This is a genomic window from Pseudomonas sp. Irchel 3F6, from assembly GCF_900187595.1.
Lineage (GTDB): Bacteria > Pseudomonadota > Gammaproteobacteria > Pseudomonadales > Pseudomonadaceae > Aquipseudomonas > Aquipseudomonas siliginis.
Window position 1 is genome coordinate 62,075 of the sequence record NZ_FYDP01000008.1, and the last position, 14,232, is coordinate 76,306.

Below are 14,232 nucleotides of genomic sequence, written 5' to 3' on the forward strand. Positions count from 1 at the left end.
GCCCGAATGCAATCTCTGAACACCACGCTGCTGATCATCGGCGGCGGCCCCGGCGGTTACGTCACGGCGATCCGCGCCGGGCAATTGGGTATTCCGACCATTCTGGTCGAAGGCCAGTCGTTGGGCGGCACCTGCTTGAATATCGGCTGCATTCCGTCGAAAGCGCTGATTCATGTGGCTGAGCAGTTTCATCAGACGCAGCATCACAGCCAGCATTCGGCGCTCGGCATCAGCGTTGCCGCGCCGACCCTGGATATCAGCAAAAGCGTCGAGTGGAAGGACGGCATCGTTGATCGCCTGACCACTGGCGTCGCCGCGCTGCTGAAGAAAAACAAGGTCCAGGTCATCAATGGCTGGGCGAAAATCATCGACGGCAAAACCGTGGAAGTCGCCGATACGCGCATCCAGTGCGAACATCTGGTGCTGGCCACCGGTTCGACCAGCGTCAACCTGCCGATCCTGCCGATTGGCGGGCCGATCATTTCCTCCACCGAAGCGCTGGCACCGACGTCTGTGCCGAAACGTCTGGTGGTGGTCGGCGGTGGTTACATCGGCCTGGAGCTGGGCATCGCTTATCGCAAGCTCGGCGCCGAGGTCAGCGTGGTCGAGGCGCAGGACCGGATTCTGCCGGCCTATGACGCAGAACTGACGCAACCGGTGCATGAGGCGCTCAAGCAACTGGGTGTGAAGCTGTACCTCAAGCACAGCGTGCTGGGTTTCGACGGCACGTTGCAGGTGCGCGATCCTGAAGGCGAAACCCTCAATCTGGAAACCGACCAGGTACTGGTTGCCGTCGGCCGCAAACCCAATACGCAGGGATTTAATCTCGAAGCGCTGAATCTGGACATGAACGGTTCGGCGATCAGGATCGACAGCCGTTGCCAGACCAGCATGCGCAACGTCTACGCCATTGGCGATGTGAGCGGCGAACCGATGCTGGCCCACCGCGCCATGGCTCAGGGCGAAATGGTTGCCGAGTTGATCAGTGGCAAGAGCCGTGAGTTCAACCCGACCGCCATCGCCGCCGTGTGCTTTACCGACCCGGAACTGGTGGTGGTCGGCACAACCCCGGACGAGGCCAAGGCTGCGGGGCTGGACTGCATCGTTTCCAGCTTCCCGTTCGCCGCCAACGGCCGGGCGATGACCCTGGAATCGAAAAGCGGCTTCGTCCGCGTGGTCGCACGTCGCGACAATCATGTGATTGTCGGCTGGCAAGCGGTGGGCGTTGGGGTTTCCGAACTGTCGACGGCGTTTGCGCAAAGCCTGGAAATGGGCGCGCGACTGGAAGACATCGGCGGCACCATCCATGCCCACCCGACCTTGGGTGAGGCGGTGCAGGAAGCGGCGTTGCGGGCGCTGGGGCATGCGCTGCATCTGTGACAGTTGCAGCTGAATGCCGCTGTGGCGAGGGGATTTATCCCCGCTGGGTTGCGCAGCAACCGCAAAATCTGCCACCGCCGGGCGTCAGATATTTGAGCCAAAGGGGCCGCTTCGCAGCCCAGCGGGGATAAATCCCCTCGCCACAAGCTGCGAAACCGCTCAAGAATGAAGTATTGTTGTGCCCATCCAAAAAAACGTCAGAAGCCTTGAACCGTTTCGGCGGTTGTTCAGTGATAGAGGGTGTCATGGGTAACGAAAGCATCAATTGGGACAAGCTGGGTTTTGACTACATCAAGACCGACAAGCGCTATCTGTCGTACTTTCGCGATGGCGAGTGGGACAAAGGCACCCTGACCGAAGATAACGTCCTGCACATCAGCGAAGGCTCCACCGCCCTTCACTATGGTCAGCAGTGCTTCGAAGGCATGAAGGCCTATCGTTGCAAGGACGGCTCGATCAATCTGTTCCGCCCGGACCAGAACGCCCTGCGCATGCAACGCAGCTGCGCGCGTCTGCTGATGCCGACGGTCGACACCGAGCAGTTCATCGAAGCCTGCAAAGCCGTGGTTCGCGCCAACGAGCGTTTCATCCCGCCGTACGGCACTGGCGGCGCGCTGTACCTGCGCCCGTTCGTGATCGGTGTCGGTGACAACATCGGCGTACGCACCGCGCCCGAATTCATTTTCTCGATCTTCTGCATCCCGGTCGGCGCCTACTTCAAGGGTGGCCTGACCCCGCACAACTTCCAGATCTCCAGCTACGACCGCGCGGCCCCGCAAGGCACCGGTGCGGCCAAGGTCGGTGGCAACTACGCCGCCAGCCTGATGCCGGGCTCGAAAGCCAAGAAGGCCAACTTCGCCGACGCGATCTACCTCGATCCGATGACCCACACCAAGATCGAGGAAGTCGGTTCGGCCAACTTCTTCGGGATCACCCACGACAACAAGTTCGTCACCCCGAACTCGCCATCGGTCCTGCCAGGCATCACCCGCCTGTCGCTGATCGAACTGGCCAAATCGCGTCTGGGCCTGGAAGTGGTTGAAGGCGACGTGCTGATCGACAAGCTGTCGGACTTCAAGGAAGCCGGTGCCTGCGGTACCGCTGCGGTGATCACGCCGATTGGCGGCATCAGCTACAACGACCACCTGCATGTGTTCCACAGCGAAACCGAGGTAGGCCCGGTAACCCAGCAGCTCTACAAAGAGCTGACTGGCGTGCAGACCGGCGACATCGAAGCGCCAGCGGGCTGGATCGTCAAGGTTTGATCTGACGACTGCTGATGCTCAAAGCCCTCCACCGAGTGATTGGTGGGGGGCTTTTTTGTAGGGCTGGGCTCTGGTGTCGTATTGAAAAACGTCACCCCCTCACCCCAGCCCTCTCCCCCAAGGGGGCGAGGGGGAAAGGGCTGGGGTGAGGATTTGCTTTTGATTTTTGGAGGCAATGCGCTTGCCCGTCCGATCCGAAATCCCGCTCGCCTGCCCATTCTGCTGCTTGCCCATCCGCGCCTGGGTGATCAATCCCGGTATCAACTCCCCCTCCGGCAGATTCTTCCAGAACCGCACCGGCAGATGCCCTTGCATGACCTTCGGGTTCAACCGCGCCGGGTTGAAGATGTGGCTGTAGTAGGTCAACCACAAATCGCCGTGGGGATCGTCGACGTTCTGCGCCAGTTGCTGCCACTCAATCGGGCACTGCCGCTCGTGAATCAATTGCTCACCGTCGTAATAAACGCCGTCACGCGGTGTGGCGATCAACCAGCGATGCTGGCCCATGCGCCCGATAAAGTGCTCGCTGGCGCTGTGCAGGATGTCATGGGCCGGCTCGTGCCACGCCACGTATTGTGGACCGGGCAGATCCTTCGACCGCTCGATGAAACGCACGAATGCATGCAGATGATGGGCCTCGCGGCTGACCTGCTTGATGCGCCGCTGCAATTCGCTGCCGAGCTTGTCGCCCGCCATCATCGCCGTGCGGTCGCCGTGACTGACGCGCCAGAGCACTTCATACAACAGGCTCCAGCGTTGCTCGCCGCGATAGCGCGCCGCTTGTTCGAGGGTGTCGAGCAGCGCTCGGGGAATACGCGCCTGAAACGGCCCCTGCCCCTCGGGCACGTGCTCATCACTGGCAAACAGATCGCCCACCCCTTCCGCCGCCCAGCTCACCAGACTCGGATCGATTTCATGGCTGAGCAACCAGCGCGCCTGCTGACGCCATGTGTCGAACAGGTCATCGCAATCAAGACTGATCATCCCCACAACCCCATCTGCTGCGGCATCGGTCGGTCGCGCAATTGCTGATAGAGCATGTGGCTGGTGACTTCCGCCTGTTGCGGGTGGTAATCGCTGGTGATGATGAAAGGCTTCGCCTTGGCCAGCACGCAGCGCATCCGCGCCACGTCTTCGTAACGGATGCGGCGCTGACGACGCAACTCGACCAGGCGCTCGGTGGTGCGCAAGCCAATGCCCGGGATGCGCGCGATCAACGTCGCGTCGGCACGGTTCAGATCCAGCGGAAACACTTCGCGATTTTCCAGCGCCCAGGCCAGCTTCGGGTCGATATCAAGCGCCAGATTGCCCGGGCCTTTAAGCAATTCGTCAGCGCTGTAGCCGTAGCTGCGCAGGAGGAAATCAGCCTGATACAAACGGTGCTCGCGCATCAGCGGCGGCGCGGCGAGCGGTACGCTTTTCGGGCTGTCGGGGATCGGGCTGAACGCCGAGTAATAGACCCGGCGCAAACGGAAGTTGCCGTACAAGGATTGGGCGCTGTGGAGGATGGTGCTGTCGTCGGTGTCATCGGCACCGACGATCAATTGCGTGCTCTGCCCGGCCGGGGCGAATTTCGCCGAGCGCGGCTCGTTCAATACCGTCTGCACGCCGGTGTAGATGGTGTTCATCGCTTGCTTGATCGAGGTGATGTCCTTCTCCGGCGCCAGCGTCTGCAGGCTGGCGTCGGTGGGCAATTCAATGTTGACGCTGAGACGGTCGGCATAACGCCCGGCTTCTTCGATCAAAGCAGGATCGGCTTCGGGAATGGTCTTCAAATGGATGTAGCCGCGAAACTCATGCTCTTCACGGAGCAACTTCGCCACCCGCACCAGTTGTTCCATGGTGTAGTCCGCCGAGCGAATGATCCCGGAGCTGAGAAACAGGCCGCTGACGCAGTTGCGCCGGTAGAAATCCATGGTCAGCGTCACGACTTCTTCCGGGGTGAAGCGCGCACGCGGCACATCGCTGGAACGGCGGTTGACGCAGTACTGGCAATCGTAAAGACAGAAGTTGGTCAGCAGGATTTTCAGCAACGACACACAGCGCCCGTCCGGCGTGTAGCTGTGGCAAATGCCCATGCCATCCGTCGAACCGAGCCCGCTCTTGCCCTCGGAGCTGCGCTTGGGCGCACCACTGCTGGCGCAGGAGGCGTCGTACTTGGCGGCGTCGGCGAGGATGCTGAGCTTGTCGATGATTTGCATGGCACGGACTCTTTACTGTGTGCATATACAGTATAGGCTCGCCCGCCGCGAAACAAGTTGATGGATGACCCCTCGTCGGCTGGCCAGCTGAATTGTGGCGGCCCGCGAAAACCTGTGGGAGCGAGCCTGCTCGCGAAGAGGCCCTGCCAGTCACCGCAACTCAGTGATCAAACCGCCCACTGCAATATCAACCAGCTGTTCGCCCCGCTGATCAACACAAACAGCCCCCAAGCCAGCACCCGCGTGGGCCAGCGGTTGACGAACGGCCCCATCAACTGCCGGTCGTTGGTCATGCGAATCAGCGGGTACAAGGCAAACGGCAGTTGCAGGCTGAGCACGACCTGGCTCAACACCAGCAACTTGCCGATCGCGTTATCGCCCATGAGCCAGACGCCGATGAACGCCGGAATCAGCGCCAGCCCGCGAGTGATCAAACGCCGCTGCCAGCACGGGATGCGCAGGTTCAGATAGCCCTCCATGATGACCTGCCCGGCGATGGTCCCGGTGAAGGTCGAACTTTGCCCCGACGCGAGCAGCGCCACGCCGAACAGCACACTCGCCAGCGCACCGCCAACCAGCGGGTCGAGCAGGTGATACGCGTCCTGAATGTCGACCACATCGGTGTGTCCGGACTGGTGAAACGCCGCCGCCGCGAGAATCAGGATCGCAGCGTTGACCAGCAGCGCCAGGGCCAGCGAACCAATGGTGTCGATACGCGCCAGTTTCACCGCGTCCTGCTTGCTCGCCAGGTCCTTGCCGATCATCCGCGTCTGCACGATCGAGGTGTGCAGGTAAAGGTTATGCGGCATTACTGTGGCGCCGAGGATGCCAATGGCCAGATACAGCGGCGCGGCATCGCCGATGGCCGCCAGCGAAGGTTTGAAGCCCAGTGCGACGTCTGGCCAGTACGGTTTGATCAACAACAACTCGACGAAGAAACACACACCGATGGTCGCGACCAGCACCAGCATGATCGCTTCGAGACGGCGGAAGCCCCGGTTTTGCAGGGCCAGCACCAGCAACGTGTCGAACGCCGTCAGGGCGATGCCGAAGGTCAGCGAGCAACCGAGCAGCAAGTGAAACGCGAGAGCGCAGCCAAGCACTTCGGCGAGGTCGGTGGCGATGATCGAGATCTCCGCCAGTATCCATTGCACGCGCGCGGTCGGCGTGCTGTAGCGCTCGCGGGACAGCTGCGCCAGATCGCGCCCGGTGGCGATGCCCAACCGCGAGCACAGACATTGCACGACCATGCCGGCCAGACTCGCCAGCAACACGACGAATAAGAGACTGTAGCCAAAACGCGAACCGGCCTCGATCGCGGTCGCCCAGTTGCCCGGGTCCATGTAGCCGATCGACACCAGCAAACCGGGACCGGCGAAACGCAGCACACGTTTGAAGAACGAGGCAGTCGGATCAACCGCGACACTGCCGGCCACTTCCGGCGGGCAAAACGGCGCGGTGGCGATTTTGGGCAGACTGAATTTCACGCACACATCCAGAAACAAAAACGGGAGCCCGGCAGCTTAGTCGTTTCGCCTGATGCCTTGAAGCGCAAAGATCACTGAACCTATGGGTTCACCCCCAACAACTGCTCGCGCAACTCGGGACTGCGTGTTCGCGGATCCAGCCAGATATCGAAAAACGCCTTGGCAAACTGTGGATCCTCAATCTCATGCTGGAGCTTCTGGCCGACAAAAAACCGCGCGCCCTGCCCCGGCAGATACACGCCGGTAATCCGCGTGCCGGCCTGAACGTCGACAAACGATTGCTGCATCTGCGTCTGCCAGCCGGCCAATTGCGCTGAAGTGACCCGGGGACCGGCAAGGCGTTTGATCTCATCGACGCTGGTGCTGACCAGATCGTCGCGCGAGATGTTGCGCCGGTAGATCAGCTCCAGAGCAAACGGCTGGCCATCCGCCAGAGGCCGCGCGGCACTCCACAAGCGCGCGCTGTAAACGTCGAAGCCGAACACGCTGAAATCGCCGCTGCCGATAATTTGCGCGCCCGGGACTGCGTCCTGCCAATTGGCCCATGTCGGTGTGAGCAACAGCGCCCATAAACCGATGCCACAACAGCCACGAACGAGCTTGGGTGTTCTGTTCATCGCCGTATCGTCTCCGCTGCATTCTGATGATCAAAGCATAGCCGGATTTGCGCCTGAATTTTTGTATACAAAAATTGCGAACATAGGCAGCAATCTTTAATCGGCAGTGCTAACGTCGCTCATCCTGACCCGACGGAGACACCCGCGTGCTGATCCTGAAATTGCTGCTGATTCCCGGTTTTCTCCTGCTGATTTCCCTGGCGGGCAAGCGCTGGGGGCCGAGCGTGGCCGGGTGGCTGTCAGGATTGCCGGTCGTGGTCGGGCCGATTCTGTTCTTTCTGGCGATCGAACAAGGGCCGCAGTTTGCCGCGCAATCAGCGGTCGCGGCGCTGTCGGCAATGTTCGCGATGATCGCTTTCTGCATCACCTATGCGCAGGTGGCGCAGCGGGCGAACTGGCCGTGGGCGTTGACCATTTCACTGGCGGTTTGGGCCGCGCTGGCGGCGGTGTTGTCGGTGATCCCGGCGTCCTTGCCGTTCTCGGTGATTGCGGCAGCGGTGGCACTGCTCGCTTCGCCTTATCTGTTCCCCGAGGTGCAGCCGGTGTTGAACGGGCCAGCACCGAAGTCGGACAAACTGATCTGGCGGATGATCGCCGGTGCGGCGCTGACGCTGGTGGTGACGATGCTCGCCAGCACCGTCGGCGAACGCTGGAGCGGCCTTCTCGCGGTGTTCCCGGTGCTCGGCAGCGTCATGGCGGTGTTCTCGCAACAAACCCGCGGCCCGGCGTTTACCGCTGCGTTATTACGCGCAACGGCGACCGGCATGTATTCGTTCTCGGCGTTCTGCCTGGTGTCGGCCTTGACGCTGCCGACCATGGGCCTCAGCGGCTTCGCAGTGGGAGTGGCAGTGTCGGTGGCGATGCTCGGGGTGACCCGGCGTCTGCTGGCGCGGCCAGTGGCCAAGGCGCAAGCACAATAACCGCCTGGACGAATCGCGCTGGAACGCCCGGCACGCTCCGTGGGATGATCGCCCGCCTCGCGCGACCATTCACCGGAGATTCACATGTCATTGTTGAGCAAAAAAGCCGTTGTTCTGATGCTGGCGGCCGTCGCTGGTTTCGCCGCGATCAACGCGCACGCCGCCAAGGAAAAAGTCAAAACCGAGAAGGTCTCGCTGCTCGACGGTAAGTTTGCCTTTGTCCTGCCCAAAGGCTTTGTCGCCGACCCGCTGCCCGCCAGCCCGAGCGGGGCCAAGGGCACGATGTACACCAACCAGACCACCAAGACCGTGGTCATCGCCGCCGAAAACCAGATCCCGGCTGGGCAGAACGTCAAGGACAACGACGGTGAGTTTCTCGACGGCAGCGTGTCGAGTTTCATCGACGATCAGCGCAAGGCCCTGCCGGACTTCAACAAGCTCAGCGAAAAAAGCCTGACCCAGAAAGGCACCGGCCTGGGGCTGCGTCAGGTTGACAGCACCGCCACTCAGGGCGGTGGCCAAACCCTGAACACCACGCTGCTGGCCGGCTCGGGGACGAAGATGGCGCTGGTGCAGGTGATTTCCCGCGCCAGCGACAAGAAAGCTCACGATGCCTTGATCAAAGCCATCGTCAAGGATTGAGCCGCTGCAACCAGCCATTCAGATCGCGCAATTCGGCCGCACTGATGCTGTGGCCGACGCCCGGATAAGCGTGAAACTCGGGCTTGTAATCGAGTTTTTGCAATAGCGCGTTGGCCTCGGTGCCGTGACGGTAAGGCACCGGATCATCAGCGGTGCCGTGGCCGATAAAAATGCTCAGCGGCAGTGGCGCTTGCCCAGGCTTGAGTTCGGCTTTGAGCACCGGCAACAAGCGCCCGCTCAACGCGGCAAATCCGCCGACGGCCACCGGCGCGCGCAGGCCCACTTCGTAGCTCATCATCGCGCCTTGGCTGAAGCCGATCAGGTACACCTTGTCCGGCGCGGCGCGATATTTCTTCGCCGCCTGGGCGATAAAGTCGCGCAGCTTCTGGCCGCTGACCTTCAGATCATCGCTCTCGCCGTTGTAGGCGCCTTCGCCCTTTTTGCGAAACCACTGGAAACGTCCTTCACCCAATGTCATCGGCGCGCGCACGGAAAGGTAGTTGTACTGCGCCGGCAGCTGAAATTTCATGCCGATCAGATCGGCCTCGTTACTGCCGTAACCGTGCAGGAAAATCACCAGCGGACGTGGTTCAGCGTCGGCGTGGACCTGTTCGAGGTATTTGAGCGGCAAGTCGGATTGCAGGGTGGTTTGCGCGTGGACGGCGGTGGATGCGAGCAGGGTCAGCAGGGCGAACAATTTCAGCATTGCAGCGTTCCTTCACAGAGTGTCGGGTTCGCGGGGGAGCCTAACATTCTCGGCTGAGGATCCAAATTTTGTGGCGTGGCTGATGGCCCTTTCGCGAGCAGGCTCGCTCCCACCGTTGAAATGCGTTCCCCCTGTGGGAGCGAGCCTGCTCGCGAAGAGGCCCGCACGTTCACCGCAACCTGTCAGTCGTTGGTCAGCTTGCCCGTACGAAACGGCACCCGCCCCGCCACTTTCGCCTGCCAGATCCCCGGCTCGGTATAACGCCCGCGATCAATCGCGAACAGCACCCCGCTGGTGCCGGCGCGCACGGTGGTCACGCGATCCTGCAACGGGTCAACAACCTCGAACAGCGCATCGCCCTGCTCTACCCACTCGCCGGCATTGCGCAAGAAACTGACCACGCCATGGTGCGGGGCGAACAGGTATTCGGTGCCTTCAAACGGCAGACCTTCACAACATTCGCTCGGCGCCGCCGGCCATTCGCCGCTGATGAAACCCTGCTCGGCGAGAAAGCCCAGAATCGCTTCGCTATTGGCCTGAGCCTGATCGACGCGGGTGTCGCCCATGCTGCCCAGCTCCAGCGTGGTCGCCAGATTCGCCGCCGGAATCGCCGCGTTCGGGAATGCTTTGGCCAGACGCAACCATGGCGTCGAGCAGGACTCATCGAACGAGCTGCCACCGGAGTCCTCGCAGAGCAATGCCACGCCCGCCTTCAGCCGCGCCGCCAGCGATTGCCACTGCGGCCAGTGTTGCGGCAGCGCATAGAGGTGAATCGCAGCGTCGAAGTCGCAATGCAGATCGAGGGTGATGTCGGCGTCGCACGCGTGGCGCAGCAACAAGCGGTGCAAGGCCTCCAGTTGCGAGGCCGGCGCCGGCAATTCTTCGAAGACTTGAGCCATGGCCTGGCGAATCAGCGCGACGTTGGCCTCGGCATCCGCGCCCAGACGCTCGCCAACCAGCGCCGCCACCGGGGCGCTGAGCTCGACGAACGCGCGGTTGAAGTTCTTGCCGCTGCCCAATTCGAAGCGGCCCATGTGATTGCCTTGCAGATGCTGATCCAGGCCGATCGGATTGGCCACCGGCACCAGTTCGATAACGCCCTGCAAACTGCCCTGCCGTTCCAGTTCGTTCAGGCGCAGCTTGAGTTCCCACGCGGTACGCATGCCCGGCAGTTCATCAGCGTGCAGGCTGGCCTGGATATACACCTTGCGGCTGCCGGCGCCGTAGCGGAACACGCTGAGGGAGCGCTCGCTGCCCAAGTGGCTCCAGGGCAGAACGTGGTCGATGCGTTGCATGAAAAACTCCTGAATAGCTGGGTTACGTAAAACCCTGTGGGAGCGAGCCTGCTCGCGAATGCGTCAGGTCAGACGATGACGATATCGAATGTCAGACCGCATTCGCGAGCAGGCTCGCTCCCACAGAGAATTTCCATAAATAAAAAAGCATAAAAAAAGTGGCCACCGCGCAAACGGGGCCACTTTTTTTCACGGCGTATTAATGGCCGTACACGTCAAAGTCGAAGTACTTGTCCTGGACTTTCTTGTACTCGCCATTGGCGCGGATTTCGGTGATGGCTTTGTTGAATTGCTCAGCCAGTGCGGTATCGCCCTTGCGCACGGCAATGCCAGCGCCGCCGCCGAAGTATTTGGCGTCTTCGTAGGTCGGGCCGACGAATTCGAAGCCTTTGCCGGCGTCGGTTTTCAGGAAACCATCGCTGAGGTTGACCGAGTCAGCGAGCATCGCGTCGATACGCCCGGAAACCATGTCGAGGTTGGCTTCCTGCTGCGAGCCGTAGCGCACCAGTTCGATCCCGGCCGGAACCAGCACTTCGGTCGCGTAGCGGTCATGGGTACTGGCACGCAGCACGCCGACTTTCTTGCCCTTGAGTTCGGTCAGCGGGTCTTTCACGCCCGAGCCTTCCTTCATCACGAAGCGCGCCGGGGTGTGGTAGTACTTGATGGTGAAATCGACGTTTTTCTTGCGATCGTCAGTGATGGTCATCGACGACAGGATCGCGTCGATCTTCTTCACTTTCAGCGCCGGGATCAGGCCATCGAACTCTTGCTCGACCCACGTGCATTTAACTTTCATCTGCGTGCACAGTGCGTCACCGATGTCCACGTCAAAACCAGTGAGTTTGCCGTCAGCGGTTTTCATCGAGAATGGCGGGTACCCGGCTTCGATACCGATGCGGATCGGCTTGGCGTCTTCGGCCACAGCGGTCAGGGACAACATCGACAGTGCCAGGGCACCGAACATCACTAGCTTTTTCATTTATTACTCCCGTGCGGAGGCTTTTATTGGCAGCTTTCGAGTCAGCGTTCGGTCATGGCGTTCTAACGGCAAAAACCGAAGTGGCCGGCAGTCTATGGCGGCGCGCACGGAGGCAATTGTTTTTAAGCGACAAATACTTACAGAACATCGGCGATCACTTTGACGAGAGTAAACGCGTGCGCCGTGTTGGTGCGAAGGATGTAGAACAAGACTGTTTTCAGAGCAAGAAACGCCGATCCCCCGTAGAGCTGCTGGAGGCTGCGATCTTTTGATCTTGTTTTTTTGAGATCAAGATCAGAGGATCGCAGCCTTCGGCAGCTCCTACAGAAACGTCAGCATTCGCAGGCGACAGGTGTATTGGCCACTGACGCCGCGCTCAGTTCGAAACCTTCATCGAGCCATCCGGTGACGCCGCCGATCATCTCTTTCACCGGATAACCCAACGCCGCCAGCTTCACCGCAGCCTTGTTCGCCCCATTGCAATGCGGCCCGGCGCAATAGACTACGAACAAAGTGTGTTTCGGGTAATCGGCCAAGCGCTCCGCCGTGAGCAAGCGTGTCGGGATATTGATCGCGCCGGGTACATGGCCGCGCTCGAACGCCAATGGGCCGCGCACATCCACCAGAACGAAGTCGACCTCCCCGGCCTCTTGGCTACTGAACACGTCGGAACAATCGGTTTCGAAGGTCAGACGATTGCTGAAATGCATCAGGGCAATCGCCGAAGGTGCGGCGGGGATTTCGCGAACCAGGCTGATCATGTTGTGTTGCTCCTTTGTCTGTGGGGGATGAACAGACTTTATCGAGACGGCGCTTGCCGCTACAGTGGCGCGCAAGACACCGACCGGGAGTTTTCCGCCAAATGCTCACTCAGCCCAATCTGGTTGCCATTCTGGCCTACGATGGCCTCTGCACGTTCGAGTTCGGCATTGCCGTGGAGATCTTCGGCCTGGCCCGACCAGAGTTCGATTTCCCTTGGTACGAGCATGCGATTGCTGCAGTCGATCCAGGCCCGATGCGCGCCATGGGTGGCATTCAGGTACTGGCCGATGGTGGCCTGGAATTACTCGCCGAAGCGCGCACCATCGTCATTCCGGGCTGGCGCGACCGCAACGCCCCGGTACCGCCTGCGCTGATCGACGCGTTGCGTCAGGCCCATGACCGAGGCGCGCGTTTGCTGTCGATCTGCTCGGGCGTGTTCGTCCTCGCCGCGAGCGGCCTGCTCGACGGCCACCGCGCCACCACGCACTGGCGCTACACCGGTGAACTGGCGCAACGCTTCCCGGCGATCGAGGTCGATCCGGACGTGCTCTACGTCGACGCCGGTCAACTGATCACCTCCGCCGGCAGCGCCGCCGGCATCGACGCCTGCCTGCATCTGGTGACACGTGACTTCGGCACGCAGGTCGCCAACGCCGTCGCGCGGCGACTGGTCATGTCGCCACAACGCACCGGCGGCCAGGCCCAATTCATCCCCACCCCGGTCAGCCCGACACCCCGCAGCGACCTGTCGCGCGTCATGCAATGGGCCCGCGAACGCCTGCACGAACCACTGGAAGTGCGCGACCTGGCCAGTGAAGCGGCAATGAGCGAGCGCACGTTTCTGCGGCGCTTCACCGAAGCCAGCGGGCAAACGCCCAAGGCGTGGCTGCAACATGAACGCTTGGCGCGAGCGCGGGAGCTGCTCGAGAGCACCCATCAACACACCGAGCAGATCGCCCAGCGCTGCGGCTATCGCTCGGTGGAAAGTTTTCGTGTGGCGTTCCGCAGCGTGGTGGGCGTACCGCCGTCGGTTTATCGGGAGCGGTTTGGGCGAAGCAACAAGCTTTCGTTCCATCCCGCAGCGTTTTAAGCGCTGACGTTGACGGCGAGGCCGGCAGAAACGCTCGCGGTGAAAATTGTGAAACGGAAAATGCGGCTTGCTTTATATTGATTCTGATATAACCTGAAAATCAAACGGCACTGGCATTTCTTGCAATAAAACTCACCGTCGCCGCTTACGTTCAGCTATTACGCTTTTCCTTTTGACACAGGACAAGCCGATGCCGAAACACAAGGATGTGGTGTTCGTGGGAAGCGCGTTGAAAGATCTCAAAGCGTTCCCGGTTGATGCCCGAAGAGCGGCGGGGTTTCAGCTGGACCTGTTGCAACAGGGTGATGCCCCACTCGATTGGCGCCCTGTGAAAACCGTAGGACGCGGTGTTAATGAAATCAGGATCACCGAGGACTCAGGGGCGTTTCGCGTGTTTTATGTAGTCAATCGACCTGAAGCAATCTATGTGCTTCACGCCATGCACAAAACCACACGTAAAACGGAAATTAGAGACATCGAACTGGCCCGGGCCAGATATCAGGAAATAGGTTAAGCCATGAAGGAACATCAAGACTCATCCCAACGATTTTCCAGTGTATGGGATGCATTGGAGGACACGCCTCAGGAAGCTGCCAACATGCGTCTGCGAGCCAAGCTCATGCGTTCGCTTTGCGAGACCATTCGAGCGTGGGAGCTCCCTCAAAAGGACGCGGCACAGAGATTGGGAATCTCGCAGCCACGCCTCAATGATGTACTCAACGGGAAAATCGACAAATTCTCGCTGGATGCGTTGGTCAACCTGTCAGCTGCTGCAAGGCTGGAGGTGGACATTTGCTTTGCGTCAGGCCCGTTGCAATGGGCCTGACACTGGCTTTGCGTGGCAATGTCCACCCTGTATTCCGAGTTTTGAAATCGAGGGAGTTGAAT

16 protein-coding genes are annotated in these 14,232 nt (G+C 60.7%); 8 read left to right on the forward strand and 8 right to left on the reverse strand.

What is annotated here, in order from left to right; translation table 11 throughout:
• Positions 1 to 6 precede the first annotated feature (6 nt).
• Positions 7 to 1,380 carry a dihydrolipoyl dehydrogenase gene (gene lpdA / locus CKW30_RS23020; protein ID WP_095182012.1) on the forward strand — a complete coding sequence of 458 codons (1,374 nt, stop codon included), beginning with the start codon at positions 7 to 9 and terminating at the stop codon, positions 1,378 to 1,380.
• A 245-nt stretch (positions 1,381 to 1,625) separates the two neighbouring features.
• Positions 1,626 to 2,645: a branched-chain amino acid aminotransferase gene (locus CKW30_RS23025; RefSeq protein ID WP_016775201.1), complete on the forward strand. Its 1,020-nt coding sequence runs from the start codon at positions 1,626 to 1,628 to the stop codon at positions 2,643 to 2,645.
• Between the two features lie 99 nt (positions 2,646 to 2,744).
• Here the strand turns inward: CKW30_RS23025 and CKW30_RS23030 are convergent, their stop codons facing one another.
• From CKW30_RS23030 to CKW30_RS23045, 4 genes are all read right to left on the reverse strand, one after another.
• Complete coding sequence (locus tag CKW30_RS23030) at positions 2,745 to 3,629, reverse strand: TIGR03915 family putative DNA repair protein (protein WP_256584393.1); 885 nt, start codon at positions 3,627 to 3,629, stop codon at positions 2,745 to 2,747.
• Positions 3,626 to 4,846 carry a putative DNA modification/repair radical SAM protein gene (locus tag CKW30_RS23035; RefSeq protein ID WP_024013352.1) on the reverse strand — a complete coding sequence of 407 codons (1,221 nt, stop codon included), beginning with the start codon at positions 4,844 to 4,846 and terminating at the stop codon, positions 3,626 to 3,628. The genes CKW30_RS23030 and CKW30_RS23035 overlap by 4 nt, the downstream gene beginning before the upstream one ends.
• 167 nt (positions 4,847 to 5,013) lie before the next feature.
• Positions 5,014 to 6,333, reverse strand: coding sequence for an Nramp family divalent metal transporter (locus CKW30_RS23040; protein ID WP_056789039.1), 1,320 nt, complete (start codon positions 6,331 to 6,333; stop codon positions 5,014 to 5,016).
• An 80-nt stretch (positions 6,334 to 6,413) separates the two neighbouring features.
• On the reverse strand, positions 6,414 to 6,950 hold the full coding sequence (locus tag CKW30_RS23045) for a chalcone isomerase family protein (RefSeq protein ID WP_095182013.1): 537 nt from the start codon (positions 6,948 to 6,950) through the stop codon (positions 6,414 to 6,416).
• Positions 6,951 to 7,096: 146 nt separating this feature from the next.
• On the opposite strand from CKW30_RS23045, the gene CKW30_RS23050 reads away from it, so the two are divergent.
• Together CKW30_RS23050 and CKW30_RS23055 are read left to right on the forward strand one after the other, a co-directional pair.
• Entirely contained in the window at positions 7,097 to 7,870 is a 774-nt protein-coding gene (locus CKW30_RS23050) for a hypothetical protein (protein WP_056789034.1), read from the forward strand.
• An 84-nt stretch (positions 7,871 to 7,954) separates the two neighbouring features.
• Positions 7,955 to 8,512: a hypothetical protein gene (locus CKW30_RS23055; RefSeq protein ID WP_095182014.1), complete on the forward strand. Its 558-nt coding sequence runs from the start codon at positions 7,955 to 7,957 to the stop codon at positions 8,510 to 8,512.
• On the opposite strand, the gene CKW30_RS23060 is transcribed toward CKW30_RS23055, so the two are convergent.
• The 3 genes from CKW30_RS23060 to CKW30_RS23070 all read right to left on the reverse strand — a co-directional run bounded on the left by CKW30_RS23060 (position 8,502) and on the right by CKW30_RS23070 (position 11,492).
• On the reverse strand, positions 8,502 to 9,218 hold the full coding sequence (locus CKW30_RS23060) for an alpha/beta hydrolase (RefSeq protein ID WP_095182015.1): 717 nt from the start codon (positions 9,216 to 9,218) through the stop codon (positions 8,502 to 8,504). The genes CKW30_RS23055 and CKW30_RS23060 overlap by 11 nt on opposite strands.
• A 182-nt stretch (positions 9,219 to 9,400) precedes the next feature.
• On the reverse strand, positions 9,401 to 10,513 hold the full coding sequence (locus CKW30_RS23065; protein WP_095182016.1) for a succinylglutamate desuccinylase/aspartoacylase family protein: 1,113 nt from the start codon (positions 10,511 to 10,513) through the stop codon (positions 9,401 to 9,403).
• Between the two features lie 199 nt (positions 10,514 to 10,712).
• Entirely contained in the window at positions 10,713 to 11,492 is a 780-nt protein-coding gene (locus tag CKW30_RS23070; protein WP_095182017.1) for an ABC transporter substrate-binding protein, read from the reverse strand.
• 26 nt (positions 11,493 to 11,518) lie between these two features.
• Between CKW30_RS23070 and CKW30_RS23075 the strand changes: the two genes are divergently transcribed.
• Complete coding sequence (locus tag CKW30_RS23075; protein WP_095182018.1) at positions 11,519 to 11,764, forward strand: hypothetical protein; 246 nt, start codon at positions 11,519 to 11,521, stop codon at positions 11,762 to 11,764.
• A 60-nt stretch (positions 11,765 to 11,824) separates the two neighbouring features.
• Here CKW30_RS23075 and CKW30_RS23080 read toward each other — a convergent pair whose 3' ends face one another.
• Positions 11,825 to 12,253, reverse strand: a complete 429-nt coding sequence (locus CKW30_RS23080) for a rhodanese-like domain-containing protein (RefSeq protein ID WP_095182019.1) — start codon at positions 12,251 to 12,253, stop codon at positions 11,825 to 11,827.
• 101 nt (positions 12,254 to 12,354) lie between these two features.
• Here CKW30_RS23080 and ftrA point away from each other — a divergent pair, with 101 nt between their 5' ends.
• The 3 genes from ftrA (at position 12,355) to CKW30_RS23095 (ending at position 14,170) form a co-directional block, all read left to right on the forward strand.
• Positions 12,355 to 13,344, forward strand: a complete 990-nt coding sequence (ftrA, locus tag CKW30_RS23085; protein ID WP_095182020.1) for a transcriptional regulator FtrA — start codon at positions 12,355 to 12,357, stop codon at positions 13,342 to 13,344.
• A 190-nt stretch (positions 13,345 to 13,534) separates the two neighbouring features.
• A complete protein-coding gene (locus tag CKW30_RS23090; RefSeq protein ID WP_095182021.1) occupies positions 13,535 to 13,858 on the forward strand; it encodes a type II toxin-antitoxin system RelE/ParE family toxin in 324 nt (107 codons plus the stop codon).
• Positions 13,859 to 13,861: 3 nt separating this feature from the next.
• Entirely contained in the window at positions 13,862 to 14,170 is a 309-nt protein-coding gene (locus tag CKW30_RS23095; RefSeq protein ID WP_095182022.1) for a helix-turn-helix domain-containing protein, read from the forward strand.
• The last annotated feature ends 62 nt before the right edge of the window (positions 14,171 to 14,232 follow it).

Bases quoted from the DNA above. Each gene is read 5' to 3' on its own strand.
- lpdA (WP_095182012.1), top strand. From the start codon at position 7: ATGCAATCTCTGAACACCACGCTGCTGATCATCGGCGGCGGCCCCGGC.
- CKW30_RS23025 (WP_016775201.1), top strand. From the start codon at position 1,626: ATGGGTAACGAAAGCATCAATTGGGACAAGCTGGGTTTTGACTACATC.
- CKW30_RS23030 (WP_256584393.1), bottom strand. From the start codon at position 3,629: ATGATCAGTCTTGATTGCGATGACCTGTTCGACACATGGCGTCAGCAG.
- CKW30_RS23035 (WP_024013352.1), bottom strand. From the start codon at position 4,846: ATGCAAATCATCGACAAGCTCAGCATCCTCGCCGACGCCGCCAAGTAC.
- CKW30_RS23045 (WP_095182013.1), bottom strand. From the start codon at position 6,950: ATGAACAGAACACCCAAGCTCGTTCGTGGCTGTTGTGGCATCGGTTTA.
- CKW30_RS23055 (WP_095182014.1), top strand. From the start codon at position 7,955: ATGTCATTGTTGAGCAAAAAAGCCGTTGTTCTGATGCTGGCGGCCGTC.
- CKW30_RS23060 (WP_095182015.1), bottom strand. From the start codon at position 9,218: ATGCTGAAATTGTTCGCCCTGCTGACCCTGCTCGCATCCACCGCCGTC.
- CKW30_RS23065 (WP_095182016.1), bottom strand. From the start codon at position 10,513: ATGCAACGCATCGACCACGTTCTGCCCTGGAGCCACTTGGGCAGCGAG.
- CKW30_RS23070 (WP_095182017.1), bottom strand. From the start codon at position 11,492: ATGAAAAAGCTAGTGATGTTCGGTGCCCTGGCACTGTCGATGTTGTCC.
- CKW30_RS23080 (WP_095182019.1), bottom strand. From the start codon at position 12,253: ATGATCAGCCTGGTTCGCGAAATCCCCGCCGCACCTTCGGCGATTGCC.
- ftrA (WP_095182020.1), top strand. From the start codon at position 12,355: ATGCTCACTCAGCCCAATCTGGTTGCCATTCTGGCCTACGATGGCCTC.
- CKW30_RS23090 (WP_095182021.1), top strand. From the start codon at position 13,535: ATGCCGAAACACAAGGATGTGGTGTTCGTGGGAAGCGCGTTGAAAGAT.
- CKW30_RS23095 (WP_095182022.1), top strand. From the start codon at position 13,862: ATGAAGGAACATCAAGACTCATCCCAACGATTTTCCAGTGTATGGGAT.